Annotated in this window: 21 protein-coding genes; 10 read left to right on the forward strand and 11 right to left on the reverse strand. The window is 72.6% G+C overall.

Going from position 1 to position 22,916, the window contains the following annotated elements:
* Window positions 1–58: 58 nt before the first annotated feature.
* Window positions 59–799 (reverse strand): LysE/ArgO family amino acid transporter, encoded by a 741-nt coding sequence (locus BIV03_RS07110; protein WP_071295183.1) that lies wholly within the window; start codon window positions 797–799, stop codon window positions 59–61.
* A gap of 69 nt (window positions 800–868) precedes the next feature.
* Between BIV03_RS07110 and BIV03_RS07115 the strand changes: the two genes are divergently transcribed.
* Window positions 869–1,792 (forward strand): LysR family transcriptional regulator ArgP, encoded by a 924-nt coding sequence (locus tag BIV03_RS07115; protein WP_070419344.1) that lies wholly within the window; start codon window positions 869–871, stop codon window positions 1,790–1,792.
* Here the strand turns inward: BIV03_RS07115 and BIV03_RS07120 are convergent.
* Window positions 1,774–2,319 carry a TetR/AcrR family transcriptional regulator gene (locus tag BIV03_RS07120; protein WP_083403270.1) on the reverse strand — a complete coding sequence of 182 codons (546 nt, stop codon included), beginning with the start codon at window positions 2,317–2,319 and terminating at the stop codon, window positions 1,774–1,776. The two genes, BIV03_RS07115 and BIV03_RS07120, sit on opposite strands and share 19 nt — an antisense overlap.
* A 116-nt stretch (window positions 2,320–2,435) precedes the next feature.
* Between BIV03_RS07120 and BIV03_RS07125 the strand changes: the two genes are divergently transcribed.
* The 4 genes from BIV03_RS07125 (at window position 2,436) to BIV03_RS07140 (ending at window position 8,434) form a co-directional block, all read left to right on the forward strand.
* Complete coding sequence (locus BIV03_RS07125) at window positions 2,436–3,470, forward strand: aldo/keto reductase (RefSeq protein ID WP_070417638.1); 1,035 nt, start codon at window positions 2,436–2,438, stop codon at window positions 3,468–3,470.
* A gap of 344 nt (window positions 3,471–3,814) precedes the next feature.
* Window positions 3,815–5,575, forward strand: a complete 1,761-nt coding sequence (locus BIV03_RS07130; protein ID WP_071295185.1) for a glycosyltransferase — start codon at window positions 3,815–3,817, stop codon at window positions 5,573–5,575.
* Window positions 5,572–6,312, forward strand: coding sequence for an HlyD family efflux transporter periplasmic adaptor subunit (locus tag BIV03_RS07135; protein WP_071295186.1), 741 nt, complete (start codon window positions 5,572–5,574; stop codon window positions 6,310–6,312). Before BIV03_RS07130 ends, BIV03_RS07135 begins: the two co-directional genes overlap by 4 nt.
* Window positions 6,313–6,316: 4 nt before the next feature.
* Entirely contained in the window at window positions 6,317–8,434 is a 2,118-nt protein-coding gene (locus BIV03_RS07140) for a glycosyl hydrolase (RefSeq protein ID WP_071295187.1), read from the forward strand.
* 117 nt (window positions 8,435–8,551) lie between these two features.
* On the opposite strand, the gene BIV03_RS07145 is transcribed toward BIV03_RS07140, so the two are convergent.
* Entirely contained in the window at window positions 8,552–9,331 is a 780-nt protein-coding gene (locus BIV03_RS07145) for a DNA-formamidopyrimidine glycosylase family protein (RefSeq protein WP_071295188.1), read from the reverse strand.
* 20 nt (window positions 9,332–9,351) lie between these two features.
* Window positions 9,352–14,136, reverse strand: coding sequence for a DEAD/DEAH box helicase (locus tag BIV03_RS07150; protein ID WP_071295189.1), 4,785 nt, complete (start codon window positions 14,134–14,136; stop codon window positions 9,352–9,354).
* Between the two features lie 170 nt (window positions 14,137–14,306).
* On the opposite strand from BIV03_RS07150, the gene BIV03_RS07155 reads away from it, so the two are divergent.
* Window positions 14,307–14,945: a PadR family transcriptional regulator gene (locus BIV03_RS07155; RefSeq protein ID WP_071295190.1), complete on the forward strand. Its 639-nt coding sequence runs from the start codon at window positions 14,307–14,309 to the stop codon at window positions 14,943–14,945.
* A gap of 155 nt (window positions 14,946–15,100) precedes the next feature.
* On the opposite strand, the gene BIV03_RS07160 is transcribed toward BIV03_RS07155, so the two are convergent.
* Window positions 15,101–15,718 (reverse strand): alpha/beta hydrolase, encoded by a 618-nt coding sequence (locus tag BIV03_RS07160; protein WP_071295191.1) that lies wholly within the window; start codon window positions 15,716–15,718, stop codon window positions 15,101–15,103.
* Between the two features lie 85 nt (window positions 15,719–15,803).
* Between BIV03_RS07160 and BIV03_RS07165 the strand changes: the two genes are divergently transcribed.
* The gene (locus BIV03_RS07165; RefSeq protein ID WP_070417646.1) at window positions 15,804–16,346 is read left to right on the forward strand and encodes an NUDIX hydrolase family protein; all 543 of its coding nucleotides are present in this window, start codon (window positions 15,804–15,806) and stop codon (window positions 16,344–16,346) included.
* A gap of 80 nt (window positions 16,347–16,426) precedes the next feature.
* Here the strand turns inward: BIV03_RS07165 and BIV03_RS07170 are convergent, their stop codons facing one another.
* The gene (locus tag BIV03_RS07170) at window positions 16,427–16,630 is read right to left on the reverse strand and encodes a CsbD family protein (RefSeq protein ID WP_070417647.1); all 204 of its coding nucleotides are present in this window, start codon (window positions 16,628–16,630) and stop codon (window positions 16,427–16,429) included.
* Between the two features lie 125 nt (window positions 16,631–16,755).
* On the reverse strand, window positions 16,756–18,363 hold the full coding sequence (locus BIV03_RS07175; protein WP_071295192.1) for a DEAD/DEAH box helicase: 1,608 nt from the start codon (window positions 18,361–18,363) through the stop codon (window positions 16,756–16,758).
* 273 nt (window positions 18,364–18,636) lie between these two features.
* Between BIV03_RS07175 and BIV03_RS07180 the strand changes: the two genes are divergently transcribed.
* Entirely contained in the window at window positions 18,637–19,461 is an 825-nt protein-coding gene (locus BIV03_RS07180) for an endo alpha-1,4 polygalactosaminidase (RefSeq protein WP_071295228.1), read from the forward strand.
* A gap of 133 nt (window positions 19,462–19,594) precedes the next feature.
* On the opposite strand, the gene BIV03_RS20235 is transcribed toward BIV03_RS07180, so the two are convergent.
* The 4 genes from BIV03_RS20235 to BIV03_RS07200 form a co-directional block, all read right to left on the reverse strand.
* Complete coding sequence (locus tag BIV03_RS20235; protein ID WP_071295229.1) at window positions 19,595–19,954, reverse strand: GntR family transcriptional regulator; 360 nt, start codon at window positions 19,952–19,954, stop codon at window positions 19,595–19,597.
* A gap of 10 nt (window positions 19,955–19,964) precedes the next feature.
* Complete coding sequence (locus BIV03_RS07190; RefSeq protein ID WP_071295230.1) at window positions 19,965–20,534, reverse strand: DUF1684 domain-containing protein; 570 nt, start codon at window positions 20,532–20,534, stop codon at window positions 19,965–19,967.
* A 118-nt stretch (window positions 20,535–20,652) separates the two neighbouring features.
* Window positions 20,653–21,144, reverse strand: a complete 492-nt coding sequence (locus BIV03_RS07195; RefSeq protein ID WP_070417649.1) for a hypothetical protein — start codon at window positions 21,142–21,144, stop codon at window positions 20,653–20,655.
* A gap of 70 nt (window positions 21,145–21,214) precedes the next feature.
* A complete protein-coding gene (locus BIV03_RS07200; RefSeq protein ID WP_071295193.1) occupies window positions 21,215–21,847 on the reverse strand; it encodes a GNAT family N-acetyltransferase in 633 nt (210 codons plus the stop codon).
* Window positions 21,848–21,943: 96 nt separating this feature from the next.
* On the opposite strand from BIV03_RS07200, the gene BIV03_RS07205 reads away from it, so the two are divergent.
* Together BIV03_RS07205 and BIV03_RS07210 are read left to right on the forward strand one after the other, a co-directional pair.
* Entirely contained in the window at window positions 21,944–22,552 is a 609-nt protein-coding gene (locus BIV03_RS07205; RefSeq protein ID WP_139201898.1) for a 2-phosphosulfolactate phosphatase, read from the forward strand.
* 54 nt (window positions 22,553–22,606) lie between these two features.
* A complete protein-coding gene (locus BIV03_RS07210) occupies window positions 22,607–22,909 on the forward strand; it encodes a DUF427 domain-containing protein (RefSeq protein WP_070417652.1) in 303 nt (100 codons plus the stop codon).
* Window positions 22,910–22,916 lie beyond the last annotated feature (7 nt).

Raw genomic sequence — 22,916 nt, forward strand, 5'->3', positions numbered from 1 at the left:
CGGTGTCGGAAACGTGGTTCCACGCGGGCGTGGGCGCAGCCACCCGCCGCGCGCCGCGTCAGGCGCCCAGCGCGAGCGCCGCGCCGAATCCGAGCATGACGAGCGCGACGAGCCCGTCGAACACGCGCCACGTCAGCGGCTTCGCGAACAACGGTCGCAGCAGCCGTCCGCCGAACCCGAGCGCGCCGAACCACAGGCAACTCGCGAGGACCGCCCCCACCGTCCACCACCACCGCTCCGCCGGCCCCTGCTGGTTCGCGACGGACCCGAGGAACACGAGCGTGTCCAGGTAGACGTGCGGGTTGGCCCACGTGAACAGCAGCATCGTCACCACGGCCGTCCGCAGGGTGACGGCGCGGTCGGTCCGTCCGGGTCCAGGAGGCGCGGTTCGCGTCCGCCCCGCACCCACCGTCGCCGAGGTGGCCGGTCCCACCGCCGCGGTCGCCACCGGCACGCCGTCGTCCGCCGCCGCCGCCGCCGACTCCACCCGCATCGCCGCGCCGGACGGCCACAGCGCCCGCCGAGCCGCGAGCACCCCGTAGGTCACCAGGAACGCCGCACCGACGAAACGGATCACCACGAGCGCCACCGGGAACCGCTCCACCACGACCCCGACGCCGAGCACCCCCGCGAGGATCAGCACGGCATCCGAGAGCGCGCAGACCACCACCGCGGCCGCGACGACCCGCACCGACGAGGTCACCGCGAGCCGGAGCAGGTACGTGTTCTGCACACCGATCGCCACGATGAGCGCGAGCCCGGTACCGAGGCCGGCGAGCAGGGGGAGGAGTGTGGTCACGGTCCGACCGTACGGCCGCGGCCACGTGCAGTACAGCTCACGTTCCTGATGCTGCGTAAGCTCAGCTGCATGCCACGACTGCAGCGCGAACACCTCGAGACCCTGCTCGCCGCGGTCGACCACGGGACGCTCGACGCCGCGGCCAGAGCGCTGTCGATCACGCCGTCGGCGGTGTCGCAGCGCATCAAGTCGATGGAGCAGCAGGTGGGCCGGGTGCTCCTGCAGCGGACGACGCCGGTCCGCCCGACCCCCGACGGCGAGGTCGTCCTCCGTCACGCACGACAGGCCCGGTTGCTCGACGAGGAGACCACCCGGGCGCTCGGCGGCGGTGACTCGGTCGTCCCGTCGATCCCGCTCGCGGTCAACGCCGACTCGCTGGGCACCTGGTTCCTCGATGCACTCGCCCTCGTGCGCGCCGACACCGAGGTCGTGTTCGACCTCCACCGCGAGGACCAGGACCGCACCGCCGAACTCCTCCGCGCGGGCACGGTGATGGCGGCGGTCACGGCCGAGGCCGAGCCGGTGCAGGGGTGCTCCTCGGTGCCGCTGGGGATCGACCGGTACCGGGCAGTCGCCTCCCCGTCGTTCGTCGCCCGGTACCTGCCGGGTGTCGACAGCGAGCAGCGGATGACACGGCTCCTCGACCGGGTACCCCTCGTGGACTACGACCGCGACGACGACCTGCAGCAGGGGTACCTGCGGCGGGTGCTCGGCCACGCGCCGTCCGGGCCGCGGCACTTCGTCCCGACCTCGGCGGACTTCGCCCGTGCGGTGTCGCTCGGCTTCGGCTGGGGGATGCTGCCGGAGGCTCAGTGCCTCGATGCCCTCGACCGGGGTGACCTCGTCGAGCTCACTCCCGGGCGTCGGGCGGACGTGGCGCTCTGGTGGCAGCGCTGGAACCTGGCCTCACCGCTGCTCGAGCGCGTGACCGAGGCCGTCCGGGCGACCGCGGCCGAGCGGCTCCACCCCGCCGGTCAGGCCGTCGCGCGGTAGCGGAGCCCGTCCACGAGCAGCCCGACGAGCAGCTGGCTCTGCTCGATCGTCGGAGCACCGTGGCACAGGTCGGCCACCGCGTGCAGGAGCTGCTGCGCGTCGACGTCGGGGCGGATCGTCCCCGCGGCCGCCGCGGCGTCGAGGAGTCCACCGAGGGCGCCACCGAGCCGCGCGAGGAAGTAGTCCGGCAGCGCCTCGAACGCCGGGTCGCCCGAGTGCAGGGCGGCGGCGAGCCCGCGCTTCGTCGCGACGAACTCGGTGAACCGCTGCAGCCACAGGGCGAGCGCCTCGTCGCGGGCGTGCGCGGCGGCGAGCTCGTCCGCGGCGGCCGCCGTCGACTCGACCGCCCGCTGGAACACCGCGACGACGAGGTCCGAGCGCTGCGGGAACCGTCGGTACAGCGTGCCGACCCCGACCCCGGCCCGGTCCGCGATCAGCTTCGCGGGGGCGTCCACCCCGTCGGTCGCGAAGACGGCCTTGGCGGCGTCGGTCAGGGCGTCGGCATTGCGTCGGGCGTCGGCGCGCACGGAGTCCTCCTCTTGCGTAAACGGAAAGCCGTTCCGTATAGTTCCGGAAGAGCGTTCCACTTCGGGCCACGATACGGCACCGACACCCGGAACGCCATCGACAGGAGGAACCGCACATGCAGTACCGCACCCTCGGCCGCACCGGCATCCAGGTCAGCCCCTTCGCCCTCGGCGCCATGATGCTCGGCACCGACGGCAGCATCGGCAACGGCGACGAGCAGGACTCGATCCGCATCGTCCACCGCGCACTCGACGCGGGCATCAACTTCATCGACACCGCCGACCGCTACTCGCAGGGCGGCTCGGAGGAACTGCTCGGCAAGGCGCTCGCCGGCCGCCGGGACGACGTCGTCATCGCCACCAAGTTCAACGGCCCGATGGGCGACGACCCGAACCGGCGCGGCAACTCCCGGCGGTGGATCACGCAGGCCGTCGAGGGGTCGCTGCGGCGCCTCCGGACCGACCACATCGACCTGTACCAGGCGCACCGACCCGACGACACGGTCGACCTCGAGGAGACCCTGTCCGCCCTGACCGACCTGATCCGCAGCGGCAAGGTCCGGGCGATCGGCAGCTCGGACTTCCCCGCGTCGATGCAGGTCGAGGCGCAGTGGACGTCGGAGCGTCGCGGACTCGAGCGCTTCCGGACCGAGCAGCCCACGTACTCGATCCTCAACCGCGGCATCGAGCGGGAGGTCCTCCCGGTCGTCCAGCGGTACGGCATGGGGTCCCTCGTGTGGAGTCCCCTCGCCGGCGGCATGCTGACCGGCCGCTTCCGGAAGGGCCAGGACACCGACCTCGCCCGCGCGACCATGTTCCGGCACAACCGCGACGAGCGACGGATCGACGCCGTGGAACAGGTGGTCGCACTGTCCGAGGAGACCGGCATCCGGATGACCCACCTCGCGATGGCCTTCGCGATCGCGCACCCCGGCGTCACGAGCGCCCTGATCGGCCCGCGCTCCGTGGAACAACTCGACGACCTGCTCGCCGGCGCCGACGTGGTGCTCTCCGACGAGGTCCTCGACCGCATCGACGCGATCGTCCCGCCGGGCACCGACGTCGGACGGCTCGACCAGCAGTACCAGCCGCCGGCCGTGCTCGACGCCACCCTGCGCCGACGCCCCGCCGCGGGACGCTCCGCGGCGTGACGTCGCGTCGGGGGCGGCCGCTTGCGGGAAACCGCACGATCGCCGCCCCCGAGACTTGTTCACACGTTCGTCACGAACCAGCACCACCGTCGGACCTACGCTCGCAACACCGACGGCGACGGGCCGTCGACAGCACGACCGCACCACGACACGAAACACCGAACACCGCGACCGCACCCACGGTCGCGAGCACCGCCGGCGCAGGATCCCTAGTCCCTCGCCGGCCGGACCTCCCGAGGGTCCGGATCCATGTCGCCGCAGCCGCCGACGCCCGTCTCACGATGCGTCGGCGCCTGCGCTCGACCACGCGTGAGTCCTCTCCGAACCCGACAGGAGACCACGCCATGTCCGCACCACCCGACGTTCGTCGTACCCCGACGCCACTCCGAGCACCAGAGGCGACCGACGAGCTGCAGTCCTTCGACTTCCAGCTCCCGGCCCCGCTCACGCCGCGCGACCGCGAGCGCGCCCGACGCCGCCGGCAGACCGAGCCGGTGCCCTACGTCCGACCACGTGCCGAGAGCCGGGCGCACAGCCCCGTGATGGTCCTCATCGTGCTCGTCGCCACGCTCGGCGTGATGGCGTACGCGGTGTTCCTCCTCGACCCGGCGAACCGGGGCGACTTCCTGCCGTACGGACTCGTGATCGTCGCCGAGAGCGTGCTCGTGGGGCAGGCGCTCCTGTCCATGTGGACGATCCTGTCCGGCGGCTCCGACCCCCGGGACTTCGCGTTCCACCACACCCAGGACACCCTGTTCGACCGCGACACCATCGCCCGGAGCGGCGCCGCCGACCAGCCCCACCGCTGGCCGATGCACGTGCGCGGACGCCGGGTGGACGTCGACGTCTTCATCACCGTCTACGGCGAGGAGCTCACCAAGGTGGCCGCGACCGTGCAGGCCGCGGTGGCCATGCGCGGCGAGCACCGCACGTGGGTGCTCGACGACGGGCGGAGCGACGAGGTGCGGGCGCTCGCCGAGGAGCTCGGCGCCCGGTACGTCCGTCGGCTCTCGTCGCACGGCGCGAAGGCGGGCAACATCAACCACGCGCTGACGCTCGCCAAGGGCGACTACTTCGCGGTCTTCGACGCGGACTTCGTGCCGAAGCCGGACTTCCTGTTCGAGACCGTGCCGTTCTTCGCCGACGACGGGATCGCCTTCGTGCAGACCCCGCAGTCCTACGGCAACCTCCACAACCTCGTCTCGCGGGGTGCCGGGTACATGCAGACGGTGTTCTACCGGTTCATCCAGCCCGGCCGGAACCGGTTCAACGCGGCGTTCTGCGTCGGGACGAACGTCATCTTCCGCCGCGAGGCCATCGACGAGATCGGCGGCATGTACACCGACTCGAAGTCCGAGGACGTCTGGACGAGCCTGATGCTCCACGAGCGCGGCTGGAAGACCGTCTTCATCCCGATGACCCTCGCCGTCGGGGACGCCCCGGAGACCATCGAGGGCTTCACCAAGCAGCAGCTCCGGTGGGCCACGGGCGGCTTCGAGATCCTGCTCACGCACTTCCCGTTCCGCCCGAAGCACCGGCTGACGATGGACCAGCGACTGCAGTACCTCGTCACCGCGAGCTTCTACCTGACGGGCATCGTCCCCGGGCTCCTCCTGCTCGTGCCCCCGCTCGAGATCTACTTCGACCTGCGCCCGATGAACCTGACGATCGGGGCCGGCGAGTGGGTGCTGTTCTACCTCGGCTTCTACGGCGCGCAGGTGCTCCTCGCGTTCTACGCCCTCGGGTCGTTCCGGTACGAGACGCTCCTGCTCGCCGCGGTCTCGTTCCCGATCTACGCGAGCGCGCTCTGGAACGTCGTCTGCGGCAAGGAGCAGGCGTGGCACGTCACCGGTGCCTCCCGTGGTCGGACGCCCTCCCCGTTCAACTTCATCGTCCCGCAGGTGCTCGTGTTCGTGTTCCTGGCGTTGACGAGCGTCGTGGCGGTCTGGCGTGACCTCGACAACGGGCAGCTGACGCTCGCGACGGCCTGGAACACCACGAACACCCTCGTGTTCCTCGCGTTCATCATCGCCGCGTTCCGCGAACAGGCCCGGAACCGCGTGACGGACCGGCTGACCGCAATGCTGGACGGGGTGACGGCATGACCTGGACGAACCGACTCCGGCTGTTCGCGGGACTCATCGTGGTGCTCGTGGTCGTGGCGGCGTTCACGCTCGTCTTCAACCAGCGGCAGAGCGCCGTGGCGAGCACCTCGGCGGCGATCGCCGCGCAGGAGTACGCCGTCGGCACCGACTACGGCGGGACCGTCACCGAGGAGTACGTCGAGGAGGGCGACACCGTCCGGAAGGGCGACCAGCTCCTCCAGGTGCAGAGCCTCCAGCTCGCGCAGGACATCCGGAAGGGCGTCGTGGGCGCGAACACGCAGACGAGCGCGTACGACATCGGCGCCGACGGCTTCATCACGTTCAAGGCCGAGGTCTCCGGCACCGTCGCCAAGGTCGACGTGAAGATCGGCGGATACGTGCAGGCCGGCTCCGAGCTCGGCACGATCCACAAGGAGGACAGCCTCTTCGTCACCTCGAGCTTCATCGTGACGGCCCGGGACTACGGGCGGATCCGGAACGGCGCCGCGGTCGACCTCGTGCTCCCGAACGACACGACGATCCGGGGGACCGTGAAGAGCGTCAGCGTCGAGACCAACGACCAGGGACAGGCGAAGACCACGGTCGACGTCGAGAGCCCCGAGCTCTCCGCGTCGCCGTCGAGCGGGATCACGAGCCCCGGGACGCCGGTGGACGCCACCCTGCACCTGCGGGACGACGGCCGGCTCGCGGGCGTCACGGACCTCGTCCGTGACTTCGCGCGGCAGATCGGACTGTAGCCCCATGCTCCGGCTGCCTCGGTCTGCCCGTCGCGACCAGGCGCCGGACGCGCGCCGTCGGGTCGGCGTGCGCCGTGCCTCCAGGCTGTCCACCAGCGTCACCGTCGTGACGGCCGTCGCGATGCTCGTGACCGCGTGCACCGGTCCTGGAGGCACGGATCACCCCGGCGAGACCACCTCGCCCACCACGAACGGTGCGGCACAGGCGCGCGCGGTCGCCGCTCTCGGCGACGTCGCGTCGTCGAAGGCGGGCGCGATGCGCCTCGCCGACGGCCTGCTGCCGCCGACGAACCGCTGGTTCTCGGGACTCGTCTTCGGCGCGGCACCGCAGCCGGTGTTCCCCAGCCCGATCTCGTGGCAGGTGACCGACGACGGCTTCGCGGCCGGGCTCCCCACCGTCACGGCCACCGAGAAGACCATCGCCGGCGGCGCGACGCAGCAGGTCGGACTCGACCTCGGTGCGACCTCGACCCTGGTGTCCGACTACGACTCGGTGTCCGTGACCGTCGAGCACCGTGACGGCTCCACCGTCCTCGGGCACACGGTGGTCGCCGAAGGCTCGCCGCTCGTGACGTACACCGCCGCGCGTGCCGGCACCGTCACCGCGACCTCGCCGATCGACGGCACCGGGGACGGCACCGGGACCGTCACCAGCGGCGGCCGGACCTGGCAGCTCGTCGTCCGCGACGGGACGATCGACGGCGACGCGATCGACCTGCGGTCCGGCGGCAGCGTCGTGCTCCTGCCGGTCCCGGACGGCGCGACCACGGCGCAGACGACCCGGCTCGTCGCCGCCGCCCGTCCGCTCACGGGGGTCGCGCTCGACCGCAGCGCCTCGCGGGGGAAACAGCGCACGACGCTCACGTACGACTTCGGCTCCGGCGACCGGGGCGTGCTCGTCCCGCAGCCGGGGCAGGGCACGACCGGCCTGGAGTGCACCGGCCTGCACTACGAGACCGTCCAGGGGCCTGCCCCGGTCTGCACCGGCACCGCCCTGCGGTTCGCGGTCGACACGGTCCGGCCCTCGGACACCCTCGACCTGTCGGGGCTGTCGTCCTCGGAGCGAGCGGCGCTCGTCACCCAGGTCCGCGCCGACGCGTCCACGGTGGATGCCTCGTCCTACGCCGCGGACAGCTACGGCGGTGGGAAGGACCTCTACCGCGTCGCGAACCTGTACCGGCTCGCGACGCAGCTCGACCTCGCGTCGGTGGCGGATGCGCTGAAGACCTCGGTCGTCGACGAGCTCGACCAGTGGTTCGACCCCGCCGGGTGCGGGACCCGCACGGCGCGGTGCTTCGCCTACGACCCCACGCTGCACGGGCTCGTCGGGCAGGAGGCCTCGTTCGGCTCCGACGAGTTCAACGACCACCACTTCCACTACGGCTACGTCCTGTCCGCAGCCGCCGTCCTCGCCGCCGACGACCCGGCGCTCGTCAGCCGGTGGCGGACCGTGGCCGACCTCGTCGCGGCGGACATCGCCTCGCCGGAGGCCACCGCCTCGTTCCCGGCGCTCCGCGTCTACGACCCGTACGCGCAGCACTCGTGGGCGTCCGGGTTCTCGCCGTTCGCCGACGGCAACAACCAGGAGTCGTCGTCCGAGGCCGTCTCGGCGTGGAACGGCGTCGCGCTGTGGGGAGCGGTGTCCGGCTCGTCGTCGGGGTCGTCGTCGGGGTCGTCGTCGCTCCGGTCCGTCGGGACGTGGCTGCTCTCGAACGAGGCGGCCTCGGCCGCGCGGGACGTGCTCGACCCGGACCTCTCCGCGTTCCCGGAGTTCCGGCACCGGGTGGTCTCGCTGACCTGGGGCGGCAAGCGCGACCACGCGACCTGGTTCAGCGCCGCGGCGGCCGCGCCCGCGGGGATCGAGCTCATCCCGATGCCGGCCGTGGCCGCCTCGTACGTCGATGCCGGCGGGGCGGCGCAGATCCGCCGGGTGCTGGCCGAGGCCGTGCCGGACGGCAGGTACGACGTCCAGTTCGGCGACTACCTGCTCATGTACCGGGCGCTGGCGTCACGGGCCGATGCGGCCACGGCGCTGCGGGAGGCGCGGGCGTTGCCGGACGCGGTGGTCGACTCGGCGAACTCGCGGTCGTACATGCTGGCGTGGATCATGTCGCGCGCGTAGCGCCGGCGCGTTCCACGACAGCGTGCGAGGTTCCGCGCACCGTGCGGCCCTGCTCGCGTCCCACAGTGGTCGGAACCTCGCACAGAGCGCCGGCGCGGTGGCCGCGGCCGCGCCCCGTCAGGTCTGGCAGCGCGGACACCAGTACGTGTCCCGCAGGGTCAGCTCCGACTCACCGAGCTCCCCGTACCGGATCGGCGTCCCGCAGCGCAGGCACGGCTTCCCCGCCCGGCCGTAGACCCAGAAGCGCCGACCGGGCCGATCGACCCCGGTGGTCACACGGGCACTGCGGTCACGGTTGGCGAGGATGAGCCGGCTCGCCAGGGCGATCATCCGCGCCGGGTCGTGCACCTGGTGCACCGGACGGGTCGGCAGGACACCTCGCAGGAAGCACAGTTCGTTCCGGTAGACGTTCCCGAGGCCGGCGAGCACCCGTTGGTCGAGCAGTGCGAGGCCGACCGGACGATCAGGGTCCCGCGTCAGGTTCGCCAGCGCGAGGTCGGCGTCCCAGTCGGGACCGAGCAGGTCGGGGCCGAGGTACCCGACGATCTCGGACTCCTGGTCGCGGGGGACGACCTCGAGCACCCCGAGCGCGAAGCCGACCGTCGAGACCTCCGCAGCGTCGAGCACCACCCGTGCCTGGTGTGCCGGGCGACGCCAGCGGTCCCCGGGCGCGTAGACGTCCCACCGCCCCTCCATCTTGAGGTGCGAGTGCACGGTCAGGTCGCCGATCCGGTGCAGCAGGTGCTTGCCACGCGGGACGACCTCGTCCACCGTGCGGCCGACGAGGTCGAGCGTGGCGAACGCCGGCACCCGGAAGTCGCTGCGGGTGAGGACCTTCCCCGCCAGTGCGGCGTGGAGCCGACGGGCGGCACGGAAGACGGTGTCGCCCTCAGGCACCGGGCACCCCCGTCGAAGGCTCAGACACGGAGACGCAGCCCCTGCGGGGTGGCGGTGAAGCCGGCTTCGCGCAGCGCCGAACCGAGCGGCGTCTCGAGGACGAAGTCCCCGTCCACCCGCTCGACCGAGAGCTTCCGCAGGCCGCTCCGCACGGTCGCGGCGATCGACGCCGCCGCCACGGCGAGGTCCGCCGGGTCGTCGGTGAAGGTCAGCACCGACTTGCCACCGCGTTCGACGTACACCGCGAGGTGCCCGTCGACCGTCGTGACGAGCGCACCCGCCTTGCGCCCGGGCCGGTGCCCTCGGCCCGTCGTCTTCGCGGGAGCGGAGTCGGCGACCCCACCGGGACGACCAGCCGTACCGTCGGCGCTGCCCGGACCGTCGTCGTCGGGCCCGGCGGCGGTGTCGGACGGCCACGGCAGCGACGCCCCGTACGCGTTCGCCGGGTCGGTCGCCGCGAGGGTCAGGGCATCACGCGACCGGTCCGGATCGGCCCGTTCGTCGTCGTCGATGTCGCGCGCGTACGTGCGGAGCCGGTCGACGGTGGGCCCCGTCGCGAACTGCGCGGCACCGAGGCCCTCGACGAAGTAGCCCCGGCGCGCCCGGCCGGACTCCTCGAAGCGGGAGAGCACCCGGTACACGCCGGCGAACCCGCCCCGGACGCCCTCGACCTGCACGGCGCCGCGGGTGACGACGCCGTACCGCTCGAGCAGCTGTTCGGCGGTCGCGGCGGCACGGACGGTCGCGTCGGACTCGGCGAGGGGGAGCAGGGACCACCGGCCGCCGACGGACGGCGGACCTGACTGGGTCGGCATCGTCGGCCGACGACGGCCGCGGTACGCCCGTGCGCGAGGTGCGCTCGAGCTCTTCGCCTTCCCGCCGAGCATCGCCCGCAACGGCGCGAAGGTGTCGTTCGTGATCTGTCCGGCCCACACCAGGTCCCACAGTGCGGTCGCCAGGGCGGTGTCGTCGGTGCTGCCCACGGCCTGCCCGAGCTGCCGGAAGAAGTACGCGCCGCCGCCCGCGAGCGCACCGAGCACGTCCCGCTGGAGCTCGGTCGTCTCGTCGCCGGAGGGCTCCGCCAGGGTCGTGGCCGCGGTGTCGGCGAGGTGCAGGCGGATCCAGCCGTCGTTGCCCGGCAGGGTGCCGCCGCCGGACCAGAGGACCTCGCCCGTGGCGGTGAGCTCGTCGAGCATGCTCGGCGCGTAGTCGCCGACGCGTGCCGGCAGCACGAGGGTCTCCCACGCGCTCGCGGGCAGTGCCACCCCGGCGAGCTGGTCGACGACCTGGAGCACCCCGTCGACGCCGCGTAGTCCGCCGCGGGTACCGGCGGTCCGGACGTGCTGCCACGCGGGCAGGAACCGCGCGAGGGCGTCCGGGGCGACGGGCTCGACCTCGTGCCGGAGCGCCGCGAGCGACTTCGTGCGGATGCGGCGGAGCACCTCGGCGTCGCACCACTCCGCACCCTGGCGATCGGGACGGAACTCGCCCTCGACCACGCGACGGTCGGCGACGAGGCGGCGCAGGGTGTCCTGCACGACGGCGATCCCGAGCCCCAGCCGTCCGGCGGCGTCCTGCGCGGAGAACGGCCCGTGCGACCGGGCGTACCGGCCGACCAGGTCGCCGAGCGGATCGGCCACCGGTTCGACGAACGCCGTCGGCACGCCGATCGGCAGGGGCACCCCGAGGGCGTCGCGCAGGCGGGAGGCATCCTCGATCACGGCCCACCGGGTCGCACCGGCGTGCGAGAACGCGAGCACGCGGCGGTCTCGCTCGAGCGCGGCGAGCACGGTCTGCACCTCGGTCGTCGCTGCGGCGCGGTCGTCCGCCTCCGCTAGCCAGCTCCGGTCCACGATCTCGTCGAGGTCGAGCGCGCCCACGAGCCGCAGGACGTCGACGATCCCCTCGGCGTCGCGCGCCCGGCGGTCCGGTGAGCGCCGCTGCAGGTCACGCTCGACCGAGGCGATGACCGCCGGGTCGAGCAGCTCGCGGAGCTCGGCACGACCGAGCAGCTCGCCGAGCAGCGTCGAGTCGAGGGACAGTGCGGCCGCCCGACGCTCGGCGAGCGGGGAGTCCCCTTCGTACATGAACGCGGCGACGTACCCGAAGAGCAGCGAGCGCGCGAACGGCGACGGCGTCTCCGTCTCGGTCTCGACCAACCGGATGCGCCGGCCCGCGATGTCGTCGGCGATCCCCAGCAGGGCGGGCACGTCGTACACGTCCTGGAGGACCTCGCGCACAGTCTCGAGCACGATCGGGAAGGTCGGGTACTTCTGGGCGACCTCGAGCAGCTGCGAGGCCCGCTGCCGCTGCTGCCAGAGCGGGGACCGCTGCCCGGGGTTCCGGCGGGGCAGCAGGAGCGCCCGCGCGGCGCACTCACGGAAGCGCGCGGCGAACAGCGCCGACGCCCCGACCTCGTCCGTCACGAGCGCTTCGAGGTCGTCCCGCTCGAACACGAACAGGTCGGCGCCGGGAGGCTCGGCGTCGGTCTCGGGGATGCGCACGACGATCCCGTCGTCGGCGGCCATGGCGTCGCCGTCGATCCCGTGGCGCTCACGGAGTCGTGCGGCGACCGCCAGGGCCCACGGCGCGTGCACCTGCATGCCGTACGGCGAGTGCAGGATGAGCCGCCAGTCGCCGAGCTCGTCACGGAAGCGTTCGATCACGAGGGTCGTGTCGTTCGGCACGTGTCCGGTCGCGGCGCGCTGGTCGCGGAGGAAGGTGAGCAGGTTCGTCACGGCCCGTTCGTCGAGCCCGCCGGCGGCGACCCTGGCGCGTGCGTCGTCGTCGGAAGCCCCCTCGACCTCGCGCACGAAGGCCCCGGTGGCACGGCCGAGTTCCGCGGGGCGACCGATGCCGTCGCCCTTCCAGAACGGCACGCGGCCCGGCTGCCCGAACGCGGGGCTGACGATCACCCGGTCGTGGGTGATCTCCTCGATGCGCCAGCTCGTCGCACCCAGCGCGAAGACGTCGCCGACGCGGGACTCGTAGACCATCTCCTCGTCGAGCTCGCCGACGCGCGAGGCCTTCTCGCCGACCATGAACACGCCGAACATGCCGCGGTCGGGGATCGTCCCGCCGCTGGTGACCGCGAGCCGCTGGGCACCCGGACGCCCGGTCAGGGTGCCGTGCACGCGGTCCCACACCAGGCGCGGGCGGAGCTCGGCGAACTCGTCGCTCGGGTAGCGCCCGGTCACGAGGTCGAGCGTGGCCTCGAACGCGGAGCGGGGCAGACCGCTGAACGGGGCGCTCCGCCGCACGAGCTCGAACCAGTGCTCGACGTCGACCGTGTCGATCGCCCCCGCTGCCACGGTGTGCTGCGCGAGGACGTCGAGCGGGTTCGCCGGCACCGAGATCGACTCGATCTGCCCGGCGACCATCCGCTCGACCGTCACGGCGCTGTTCACCAGGTCGGCGCGGTGCTTCGGGAACAGCACGCCGCGGGAGATTTCGCCGACCTGGTGCCCGGCGCGACCGACGCGCTGCAGGCCGCTCGCGACCGAGGGCGGCGCCTCGACCTGCACGACGAGGTCGACCTCGCCCATGTCGATGCCGAGCTCGAGCGAACTCGTCGCGACGACGCAGCGCAGTCGACCGGACTTCAGGTCGTCCTCGATGATGGCGCGCTGGTCCTTCGAGACGGAACCGTGGTGGGCGCGGGCGAGCACCGGCACGGCGGCATCGGAGCCCCCGCCACCGGTCTGCCCGGACGCGCCGATCACCTGCGCCGGGGGCCGCTTCGTGCCCTGCGGTGCGACGGCGTGCGCCGAGGTCCGTGCCGGGGACTGCGGACGCCCGCGCGCGACCGGCAGGCCGTCGTCGACGGGGGAGGCACCGGCCGGCACCAGCGCCCCGTCGCCGACGGAACCCGCCGCCGCGAGGACGCGTTCTTCGTGGATCTCGTTCAGCCGTGCCGTCAACCGCTCGGCCAGGCGGCGGGAGTTCGCGAACACGATGGTCGACCGGTGTTCCTCGACCAGGTCGACCACGCGTTCCTCGACGTGGGGCCAGATCGACCCGTTCGTCGGTGACTCGGTCGCGTCCGCACCGACGGGCGCTGCACCGAGCTCGGCCATGTCGTCGACGGGCACGACGACCCGCAGGTCGAACGTCTTCTGCGCCGGCGGGGCGATGATCGACACCGGTGCGCGTCCGCCGAGGAACCGCGCCACCTCTTCCGGGGGGCGCACCGTCGCCGAGAGCCCGATCCGCTGCACGGGCTTCTCGAGCAGGTCGTCGAGCCGTTCGAGCGAGACCGCCAGGTGGGCGCCGCGCTTGGTGGACGCGACGGCGTGCACCTCGTCCACGATGACGGTGTCGACGTTCACCAGGGTCTCGCGCGCCTGCGAGGTGAGCATGAGGTACAGCGACTCCGGCGTCGTGATGAGGATGTCCGGCGGCTGCCGCAGCAGCTTCTGCCGATCGGACGACGGGGTGTCACCGCTGCGGACCCCGACCGTGACGTCGGGTGGCTCGAGCCCGAGGCGCCGTGCGGTCTGGGTGATGCCGACGAGCGGGCTGCGCAGGTTCCGTTCGACGTCGACGCCGAGGGCCTTCAGCGGGGACACGTAGAGCACCCGGGTGCGCTGCTTCGCGGGCGGACGGTCGGTCGAGCTGATGAGTCGGTCGATCGACCACAGGAACGATGCCAGCGTCTTGCCGGACCCCGTCGGGGCGATCACGAGCGCGTGCTGCCCGGTGGAGACGGCGTCCCACGCACCGGCCTGCGCCGGGGTCGGTGCGGCGAAGGCGCCGCGGAACCACTCCGCGGTGGCGGGGGAGAAGCGCTCGAGGACGTCCGTCATGGTCCGTTCCATCCTGCCCGCCACCACCGACAGCGGCCCGTGCGGACGTACCCCTTGACAGAACGATAGTTACCGATCTATCGTTAACACATCGCGATACGGCGAAGACGATTCCGGTCAGACCGTTCGCGAGCCGACTCAGCACGACGGAAGGACGCATCATGCGACCCATGCACAACGACTTCGACACCACCCAGCACCCGCGCGGCCCCCGCTTCGGCGGCGCGCGGCAGCACCACGGCGCCGGCTTCCCCGGCCGCGACCGCGGTGACCACGACCACGGCGGACGCGGCGGTTTCGGCCCCGGCTTCGGTCGCGGCTTCGGACCCGGCTTCGGCGGTCCGGGGTTCGGCGGTCCCGGCTTCGGCCGCGAACGCCGTCGCCGCGGCGACGTCCGCCTCGCGATCCTCGGCCTGCTGGCCGAGGGCCCGCAGAACGGCTACGCCGTCATCAAGACCATCGCCGAACGCACCGGCGGCGCCTGGAAGCCGAGCCCCGGTTCGGTCTACCCGACGCTCCAGCAGCTCGTGGACGAGGACCTCGTCGTCTCCACGGGTGACGGCCGGAAGACGCTCTTCGAACTCACCGACGCCGGCAAGGCCGAGGCAGAGGCGAAGGCGGACGAGATCGCCGCGGCCTTCGACGCGCCGGGCCTCCCGGACTCGTCCCGCGAGTTCATCGAGGCGCTCCGGAAGACCATGGGCGTCCTGCACATGTACCGCACCAGCGCGACGGAGGAGCAGGCGAAGGCGGCGACCGCCAAGATCGACCAGCTCCGCAAGGACCTCCTGCAGATCCTCGCCGACTGACGTCGGAACCCGTGACGGGAGGCGCGGTGCCAGCTGGCACCGCGCCTCCCGTCCGCATCGTGAGCAGCAATGGTCGAGTCCGCACGTCGGACCCGACCATTTCTGCTCACCAAGCGGGGCGAGCGCGCCGAGCGCGCCGAGCCCGCCGAGCGCGCCTACGCGCCGATGAACGCGGCCACGTCCGCCAGCTCCGCTGCGGACACCGCGTGGGGCAGGCCCTCGTACGTGCGATCCGTCACGGCGGTGTTCGTCGCCGCCCACGCCTGCGTCCGGGCGGTGGCCTCGCCGGGGATCACCGGGTCGAGGTCGCCGTGCCCGAGGAACACCCGGGGCCGGACGGCGGCGACGGCCTCGTCACGCGAGTCCGTCACTCCCGGCACGACGAACCCGGACAGCGACACCGCGAACGCGAACGCAGCGGGCCGTGCCCGGAGCAGTTGCAGCGCCATCGACCCGCCCTGCGAGAACCCGAGCAGTCCGATCCGCGGGTGCTCGGCCGCGACCGAGTCGATCCACTCGAGGACACCCGCGACGGACTCGTCGACGGGCCCGAGTGCCGGGGAGCCCGGCGTGCCGAGCGGGTACCAGCTGTACCCCTGCCCGAACGGCATCGGCGCACGCAGCGACGCCATGGTCCACGACGGCGGCAGCGCCGGGGCGAGTCCGAGCAGGTCGCGCTCGTTCGACCCCACCCCGTGCATCGTCACGAGCAGCGGGGTCCCCGCGCGCTCGGAGGGGCTCCGGGTCCACTGCACGGCATCGCGATCGATCATGTGGACGACAGTAGTTGACGCATCAACCATCCCCAACCCCCGCGCCTTCCGCCGAACTCGCCACGGTGACTGGTAGACACGGTGCATGGCCTCGCTGCGCACCCCCGACCCCGACTCCGGCTGGCTGTCCGACGAGGAGCTCGCGAACGTCCGCCGTCGACTGCCGATCTGCTACGTCGAGGCGGTGCCCGTCCGCACCGACGGCCTCGGCGTCGTCACCGAGGTGGGCGTGCTGCTGCGCGTCGCCCCGAGCGGTTCCATCGCCCGCACGCTCGTGTCCGGGCGCGTGATGTTCGGCGAGTCGATCCGGACCGCATTGTTCCGGCACCTCGAGAAGGACCTCGGGCCGATGGCGTTCCCGCAGCTGCCGTCGAGCCCCACCCCGTTCACCGTGGCCGAGTACTTCCCGCTGCCCGGCGCGTCCGTCTACACGGACGAACGGCAGCACGCGATCTCCCTCGCGTACGTCGTCCCCGTGACCGGCACGTGCGAGCCCCGGCAGGACGCCCTCGAGCTGACCTGGATGAGCCCGATGGAGGCGGCCTCCGACGCCGTCGCCGACGAGATGGAGGGCGGTCGCGGAGCGCTCCTCCGCGCCGGACTCGCATCAGTCGGCGCCCTCATGTAGCAGCCGACGCCACCCGCATACGACGAAGCCCCCGGATCCGAATCGGACCCGGGGGCTTCGCAGCGCGGTACTGGACCGGCTTACTTGTTGTCGTTCTTGAGGCTGTCGGCCACGCCTGAAGCGGCGTCCTTGACGTTCGTACCTGCCTGCTTGGTGTCGGCCTTGACCTGATCGGTCTTGCCTTCAGCCTTGAGGCGGTCGTTGTCCGTCACGTTCCCGACGGCTTCCTTGGCCTTGCCAGCTGCCTTCGCAGCGGCGTTCTTGACGTCTTCGATCCCAGCCATAGGCTCTCCTTCCGACAGCGGACAGTTCCCCGTCAGCCGCTCGCGCGGCATCCGGTGAAGGAGAACCTACGCCCGTGGAGTGCGTCCGTGCTCAGGCGGCGTGGAGGTTCCCCACGCCGACAGGATCAGCGCGCGGACCCCGCCGGACGGGAGGCGCGGCGCGAGCCACCACGACGGTTGCCGCCCGACTCGGCGCCGGACCCACGACCGGCGGCGTAGCCGCCCTCCGAGGACCAGACCGGAGCGGACCCACCGCGGACGGTGTCGCTCGACGCACGACGGCTGCCACCACTGCGGCGACCGCCGGACGCGGCACCCGAGCGCTGCCCACCGGCGGAGCCGGTCGACGCGCCGGCGCCGGCCTCGGCGGGACGACCGCCGCGACGCCCTGCACCGGACGACCCGGAAGCCGAGCCGGTGCGCGCGGGCTGCGCCGCGCCTCCGGGACGACCGCCGCGACCACGGCGACGACCGCCGCCCGCGTTGTCGGACTCGGCGGTGCGCTGCTTGGGCTGGCGCTGCTGCTGTGCCGGCTGCTCCGGGGCGACGTGGCGGACCGGAGCGACCTCGCCGACGAGCTCCGTGACGGCGGGGGAGTTCGCCGTGACCTGCTGCGGCGTGACCTTGATCGCGGCCGCACGCATCATCTGCGCGACGTCGCGACGCTCGGCGGGCATCGTCACGGTGACGACGTCGCCGGACGAACCGGCGCGGGCGGTGCGGCCCGAGCGGTGCAGGTACGCCTTGTGCTCGGTCGGCGGGTCGACGTGGACGACGAGCTCGACGTGGTCGACGTGCACACCGCGGGCGGCGACGTCGGTGGCGACGAGCACGAGGGCCTCGCCGGAGGAGAACTTCGCGAGGTTCCGCTCACGGGCACCCTGCGACAGGTTGCCCTGCAGGTCGACGGCCGGGATGCCCTGGCTGCTGAGCTGCTTGGCGAGGCGCTTGGCGTGGTGCTTCGTGCGCATGAAGAGGATGCGACGACCGGTGCCGCTCGCGAGCGTCCGGACGAGGTCCTTCTTCGCGTCGGCGTCGGCGACCTCGAACAGGTGGTGGGTCATCGCCTCGACGGGGCTGTTCGCCTCGTCGACCGAGTGCATGACCGGGTTGTGCAGGAACTTCTTGACGAGCTTGTCCACGCCGTTGTCGAGCGTGGCGGAGAACAGCAGACGCTGCCCCTGCTCGGGCGTGGCCTGCATGATCTTGGTCACACCGGGGAGGAAGCCCATGTCGGCCATGTGGTCGGCCTCGTCGAGGACGGTCACCTCGATGTCGCCGAGGTTGACGTGGCCCTGCTGCATGAGGTCGGCGAGACGGCCGGGGCACGCCACGACCACGTCGACGCCGCCGCGCAGGGCGTCGACCTGACGACCCTGCCCGACGCCGCCGAAGACGGTCGTGGTGTTCAGGCCCATGGCCTTGGCGAGCGGGGCGAGGGCGACGTCGATCTGGGTCGCGAGCTCACGGGTGGGGGCGAGCACCAGGGCACGGGGCCGGCCGGCGCGGCGCTTGCGGCCACTGGCGGCGAGGCGGGCGACGAGCGGGATCGCGAACGCGATCGTCTTGCCGGAGCCGGTGCGGCCACGGCCGAGCACGTCCTTGCCCTGCAGGGAGTCGGGGAGCGTGTCCTCCTGGATGGGGAACGCGGTCTCCTTGCCCTGGTCGGCGAGGACGGCGACCATCGGCGCGGGGACGCCGAGGTCGGAGAAACGGATGTCTTCGTTGGTCATGGTGACCTTTCCAACCGGAGTGCTCCGGCTGTGGTCGCGCTTGCGAGGCAGCGCGCGGGCGGGATGCGCGCCAACGGGTGTGGCTGGCGCAGTCGCCGCAGCAGAGAAGCCTGGCACCTTCGGGAGGTGCTCGATCATCGGTCCGTGGACCGGGAGTTCGGGGGCGTCCGTACGACGCACGAGGCGATCGGCGCCTCGAGTACGTCCAGCATAGCGTGCGCGGGTCGGATCCCCCAGGCCGAGGTGTCCGCCGGCTCGTGCGAGGATGCACCGGTGCGCACCAGAACCGTCCTGCTGACCGTCGCGACGGCCCTCGTCGCCGTCCTGGGGACGGCGTCCTGCGCCGCCGCGGTGCCCACCGCGTCGTACCGGAACCTGCCCACCTCGGGCGTCCCCGACTACCAGCTGGGCGGCTCGTACGCGCCGCCGGCAGGTGTCACGATCGTCGAGCGCGACAGCACCGCACGACCAGCGACGGGGAAGTACTCGATCTGCTACGTCAACGGCTTCCAGACCCAGCCGGAGGACGCCGCGATGTGGAAGCGGGACCACCCGACGGCGATCCTCCGCGACCGATCGGGCAAGCCGGTGTCCGACCCGGGCTGGCCGGACGAGATGTTGCTCGACACGACGACCGCTGCGAAGCGCGCGACGATCGTGCGGGTCCTCACGAAGTCCGTCGCCCGGTGCGCCGATCGCGGGTTCGCCGCCGTCGAGTTCGACAACCTCGACTCGTGGACGCGCTCGAAGGGGAAGCTGACGCGGTCCGGGAACCTCGCACTCGCCGCCGCGCTCGTCCGTCTCGGGCACGGCGAGGGGCTCGCGGTCGGGCAGAAGAACACGCCGCAGCTCGGGGCGTCCGGGCGGAAGCAGACCGGCTTCGACTTCGTGGTCGCCGAGGAGTGCTTCGTCTACCAGGAGTGCGGCGAGTACACGAAGGCGTACGGCAAGCGGGTCATCGACGTCGAGTACTCGGACAACAGCGAGCAGCCGTGGTCGTCGGTGTGTGCCTCGGCGAAGCGGCCGGCGATGACCATCCTGCGCGACCGGGACCTCGTGACGCCGTCGAGCGACGACTACGTGTTCGAGCGCTGCTGACGCAGCGCGCCGGACGCGGAAGGCCGCGGCACTGTGCGAGGTTCCGCGCGCTGTGGGACGCGCGCGGCATCGCACGCCGCGCGGAACCTCGCACACTGCGCCGCGGCGCGCCCCGGCGCAGCCCGCGCCCGCGTCAGGCGGGCCAGGCGTCCCGCAGGGCGGCAGCGGCCTGGTCGGCGGACAGCCCCGCGGCCCGTGCGGCGGCAGCGAGGGCACGGGCGGCATCGGTCACCGACGACGGCACCTCGGCCGGTCGGATCACCCGGGTTCCGGCGCCGCGTGCGGTCTGCACGAGCCCGGCCTCTTCCAGCAACTGGTACGCCCGCGCCACCGTCCCGGCGGCGAGCCCGAGCTCGTCCGCGAGTCCGCGGACGCTCGGCAGCCGTTCACCGTCCACGAGGTACCCGGCGCTGATCTGCGCGGCGATCTGGGACCGGACCTGCTCGAACGGCGGGATGCGCCCTCCGGCGTCGATCGCGACGAGACCCGACATGTGCTCCACCCTAGAAGTCGTACTGCTCGCCGACGGGGATCGGGACCGCGACGGTGTTGCCCGGAGGCGCGAGCGGGCACGCCCACGCCGGGTCGTACGCGCACGACGGGTTGTAGGCGAAGTTGAAGTCGAGGACGAGCTCGCCGTCGTCGCCCCCGAGGTCCGCGCCCTTGATCGTGTCGACGAGGTAGCGTCCGCCGCCGTAGGTCCCGCGGGCCTTGCCGGCGCTCGAGTCCTTGACCGGGATGAACACGCCGCCCGCGTAGCCGCCGTGCGACCACACGTCGAGCGAACCGATGCCGGCCAGGGTCACGACGCCGAGCCGGTCGAAGTGCACGATGCCGTCGGTGCCCGTCTCGACGTCCATCGCGAGGGGCTCCGCCGGCTCGATCCGGGCACGGAAGCGCCACGACGGGTCGTAGTCCGGGACGGGCAGGGACTCGAAGTCGCGGGCGTCCTCGTCGAGGAGCGGGCTGGCCGGGTGCTCGCCGAACATCGCGTCACGGGTCTCGCGCCACAGCGCGTGGGCGGTCTCCGGGTCGTTCGTCGCCCGCACCCGTCGGTACAGGTCGAAGGTCATCCGCCGCCAGTCCACGGTGGCGAGCGTGCTGTGCACGCGATCGTCGGTTGCCGGCTCATGCGTCTGGCTCACGGTACGAGCGTACGCCCTGCCTGGAGGAACGGCGCGGGTCCGGCGGTCAGGCCGCAGCTCGTCGGGCGCGCCGCCAACCGGGCGCGAGGGCGCGCATCCGCAGCGCGCGCCACTGCCAGATCACCCACATCCCCGGCCAGAGCAGGACTCCGAGCACCGCGGGCCGCATCCGGTACGAGAGCCGGTCGACGAGGAGCGTCCGACCGTCCCCGAGGTCGACGGTCGCCATCCGGTGCTGCATCGACATCCGTCCGAACAGCCCGCTCGTGCCACCGCCGTTGTCGCGTTGCACGGGCACACCGCGCACCTCGTACAGGTCGAGGTCGACGTGCGTGTCGCCGCTCGGGACCACGCCGAAGGCGCTCGCGGTGATCGGGTGCGGCTCACCCGGCACCCAGCGCACCGGGAACCCCTGCGGATCGCGCGACCGGTAGACCAGGAACGGCTTCGTCACGGCGACCATCACCGCCGGGGACAGCAGGGCGTCACGCACGGCCTCGACCGGTGCGTCGAGGGTGATCCGGATGCCCACGTGCATGCCGCGAACGCTACTCGTGCGCGGTGGACGACCGGCGGGCCCGGCGGCAGGCGTGCCGGACGGAACCGGGTCAGGCGTGTCGAGCGGATCGGCGTCGAGCACCCTCGGCGCGGTCGTGCCGACGGAGCCGTTCGGCGAGGGACAACCGCACGGTCGGCCACTCCGACGCGATCACGGAGAACACCACGGTGTCCCGCAGCGTGCCGTCACGGCCGATCGAGTGGTTCCGGAGCACGCCGTCCTGCTTCGCACCGAGTGCCGCGATGGCCGTGCGGGACTGGAGGTTGTGCCAGTGGGTCCGGAACTCGACCGCGATGCACTGCCAGACGTCGAACGCGTGCGAGAGCATGAGCAGCTTCGCCTCGGTGTTGATGCCCGTGCGCTGCGTCGACCGCGACAGGAACGTCGCACCGATCTCGACCCGGCGGTTGCCCGTGTCGGGGTTGAGGAACGTCGTCGACCCCACGACCCGGCCGGTTGGGCGGTCGCGCACCGCGAACGGCACCATCCGTCCCGCTGCCTGCTCGGCGAGCCGCCGGTCGATCTCGTCGTCGACCTGTGCCGGAGCGGGGATCGAGGTGTACCAGGTGCGCCACAGATCGCCGTCCGCGACCGCCGCCCGCAGGTCGTCCGCGTGCTCGGAGCCGAGGGGCTCGAGCGTCACGCGGTCGCCGGTCAGGGTGGGTGCGGGGGCGATCTCCATGGCAACAGATCCTACGGTCGCCGACCCTGACGAACCCCGGACGGCGGAGCACCTGTGGAAAGGATCAGGGACCCGCCGACGGCTATCGTGTCGCAGGTGGCAGCACGCACGCAGGAGAAGTACCAGGTCCGCTTCGCATGGGGGACCGGCGGCGCCGCGCGGATCGCCCCGGGGACGCACCTGGTCGTCTGGGTCGACGTCCTCCCGGCGTCCGCGGCGCACGACGGACCCGCCCGCCGACGGGCGCTCCGCGCGGTCGCCGCGCAGGTGCCGGACGGTCCGGAGGTCGTGCTCGGCCACCTCGGCAACGCGACGGCGGTCGCGGAACGCGTGACGCGCCTCCAGGCCGAACGCGGTGACCGCTGCGTCGTCGCGATCGTCGCCGCCGGACGCCACCACGCACCCGGTGACGACGCCGCGGAAGCGGCGGGCGAGGCCGCGGACGTGCCGGACGCACCGGACTTCGCGGTCGAGGACCTGCTCGCGGCCGGTGCCGTCGTCGACGCGCTCGCCGAGGTCGGGATCGACCACACCTCGCCCGAGGCGGCGGCCGCCTGTGCGGCGTACACGGGACTGCGGCGGGCGGTGAAGCACCTGGTCAGCGCCTCCGAGGCGGCCGCGGCGCTCGAGCCCGCCGACGTGCACGCGGCGCTCGCGGTGGACGGCCAGCTGGAGACCCTGCGGGAATCGAGTTCGCGCGCGTAGCGTTCGACCTCCACATCCGGTACCCCGCCGGACCGCAGAGCGAAGGAGCGTGCCGTGAAGGCAGTCGTCGGAGACACCGTGATCGCCGAGGCCCCGCAGGAGGACCTCATCCAGATCGAGGGCAACTGGTACTTCCCGCCGTCGAGCGTGAAGAGCGAGCTGTTCACCGAGAGCCCCACCCAGTACCACTGCCCGTGGAAGGGCGACACGCAGTACTACACGGTGAACGTCGACGGGCAGGCGCTGCAGGACAACGCCTGGTCGTACCCGACGCCCATCCCGTCGTCGTTCGACCGCGTCGGCAAGGACTACTCGGGCTACGTGGCGTTCTGGAAGGGCGTGCGCGTCGTCGACTAACCGGCGC

Source organism: Curtobacterium sp. MCBA15_016 (assembly GCF_001865105.1).
Taxonomy (GTDB): domain Bacteria; phylum Actinomycetota; class Actinomycetes; order Actinomycetales; family Microbacteriaceae; genus Curtobacterium.

What these genes read in the sequence shown, in the direction of transcription:
- BIV03_RS07125 (WP_070417638.1), top strand. Translation starts at nt 2,436, where the DNA reads ATGCAGTACCGCACCCTCGGCCGCACCGGCATCCAGGTCAGCCCCTTC.
- BIV03_RS07135 (WP_071295186.1), top strand. Translation starts at nt 5,572, where the DNA reads ATGACCTGGACGAACCGACTCCGGCTGTTCGCGGGACTCATCGTGGTG.
- BIV03_RS07115 (WP_070419344.1), top strand. Translation starts at nt 869, where the DNA reads ATGCCACGACTGCAGCGCGAACACCTCGAGACCCTGCTCGCCGCGGTC.
- BIV03_RS07175 (WP_071295192.1), bottom strand. Translation starts at nt 18,363, where the DNA reads ATGACCAACGAAGACATCCGTTTCTCCGACCTCGGCGTCCCCGCGCCG.
- BIV03_RS07195 (WP_070417649.1), bottom strand. Translation starts at nt 21,144, where the DNA reads ATGCACGTGGGCATCCGGATCACCCTCGACGCACCGGTCGAGGCCGTG.
- BIV03_RS07150 (WP_071295189.1), bottom strand. Translation starts at nt 14,136, where the DNA reads ATGACGGACGTCCTCGAGCGCTTCTCCCCCGCCACCGCGGAGTGGTTC.
- BIV03_RS07155 (WP_071295190.1), top strand. Translation starts at nt 14,307, where the DNA reads ATGCACAACGACTTCGACACCACCCAGCACCCGCGCGGCCCCCGCTTC.
- BIV03_RS07200 (WP_071295193.1), bottom strand. Translation starts at nt 21,847, where the DNA reads ATGGAGATCGCCCCCGCACCCACCCTGACCGGCGACCGCGTGACGCTC.
- BIV03_RS07130 (WP_071295185.1), top strand. Translation starts at nt 3,815, where the DNA reads ATGTCCGCACCACCCGACGTTCGTCGTACCCCGACGCCACTCCGAGCA.
- BIV03_RS20235 (WP_071295229.1), bottom strand. Translation starts at nt 19,954, where the DNA reads ATGTCGGGTCTCGTCGCGATCGACGCCGGAGGGCGCATCCCGCCGTTC.
- BIV03_RS07140 (WP_071295187.1), top strand. Translation starts at nt 6,317, where the DNA reads ATGCTCCGGCTGCCTCGGTCTGCCCGTCGCGACCAGGCGCCGGACGCG.
- BIV03_RS07170 (WP_070417647.1), bottom strand. Translation starts at nt 16,630, where the DNA reads ATGGCTGGGATCGAAGACGTCAAGAACGCCGCTGCGAAGGCAGCTGGC.
- BIV03_RS07165 (WP_070417646.1), top strand. Translation starts at nt 15,804, where the DNA reads ATGGCCTCGCTGCGCACCCCCGACCCCGACTCCGGCTGGCTGTCCGAC.
- BIV03_RS07190 (WP_071295230.1), bottom strand. Translation starts at nt 20,534, where the DNA reads ATGACCTTCGACCTGTACCGACGGGTGCGGGCGACGAACGACCCGGAG.
- BIV03_RS07160 (WP_071295191.1), bottom strand. Translation starts at nt 15,718, where the DNA reads ATGATCGATCGCGATGCCGTGCAGTGGACCCGGAGCCCCTCCGAGCGC.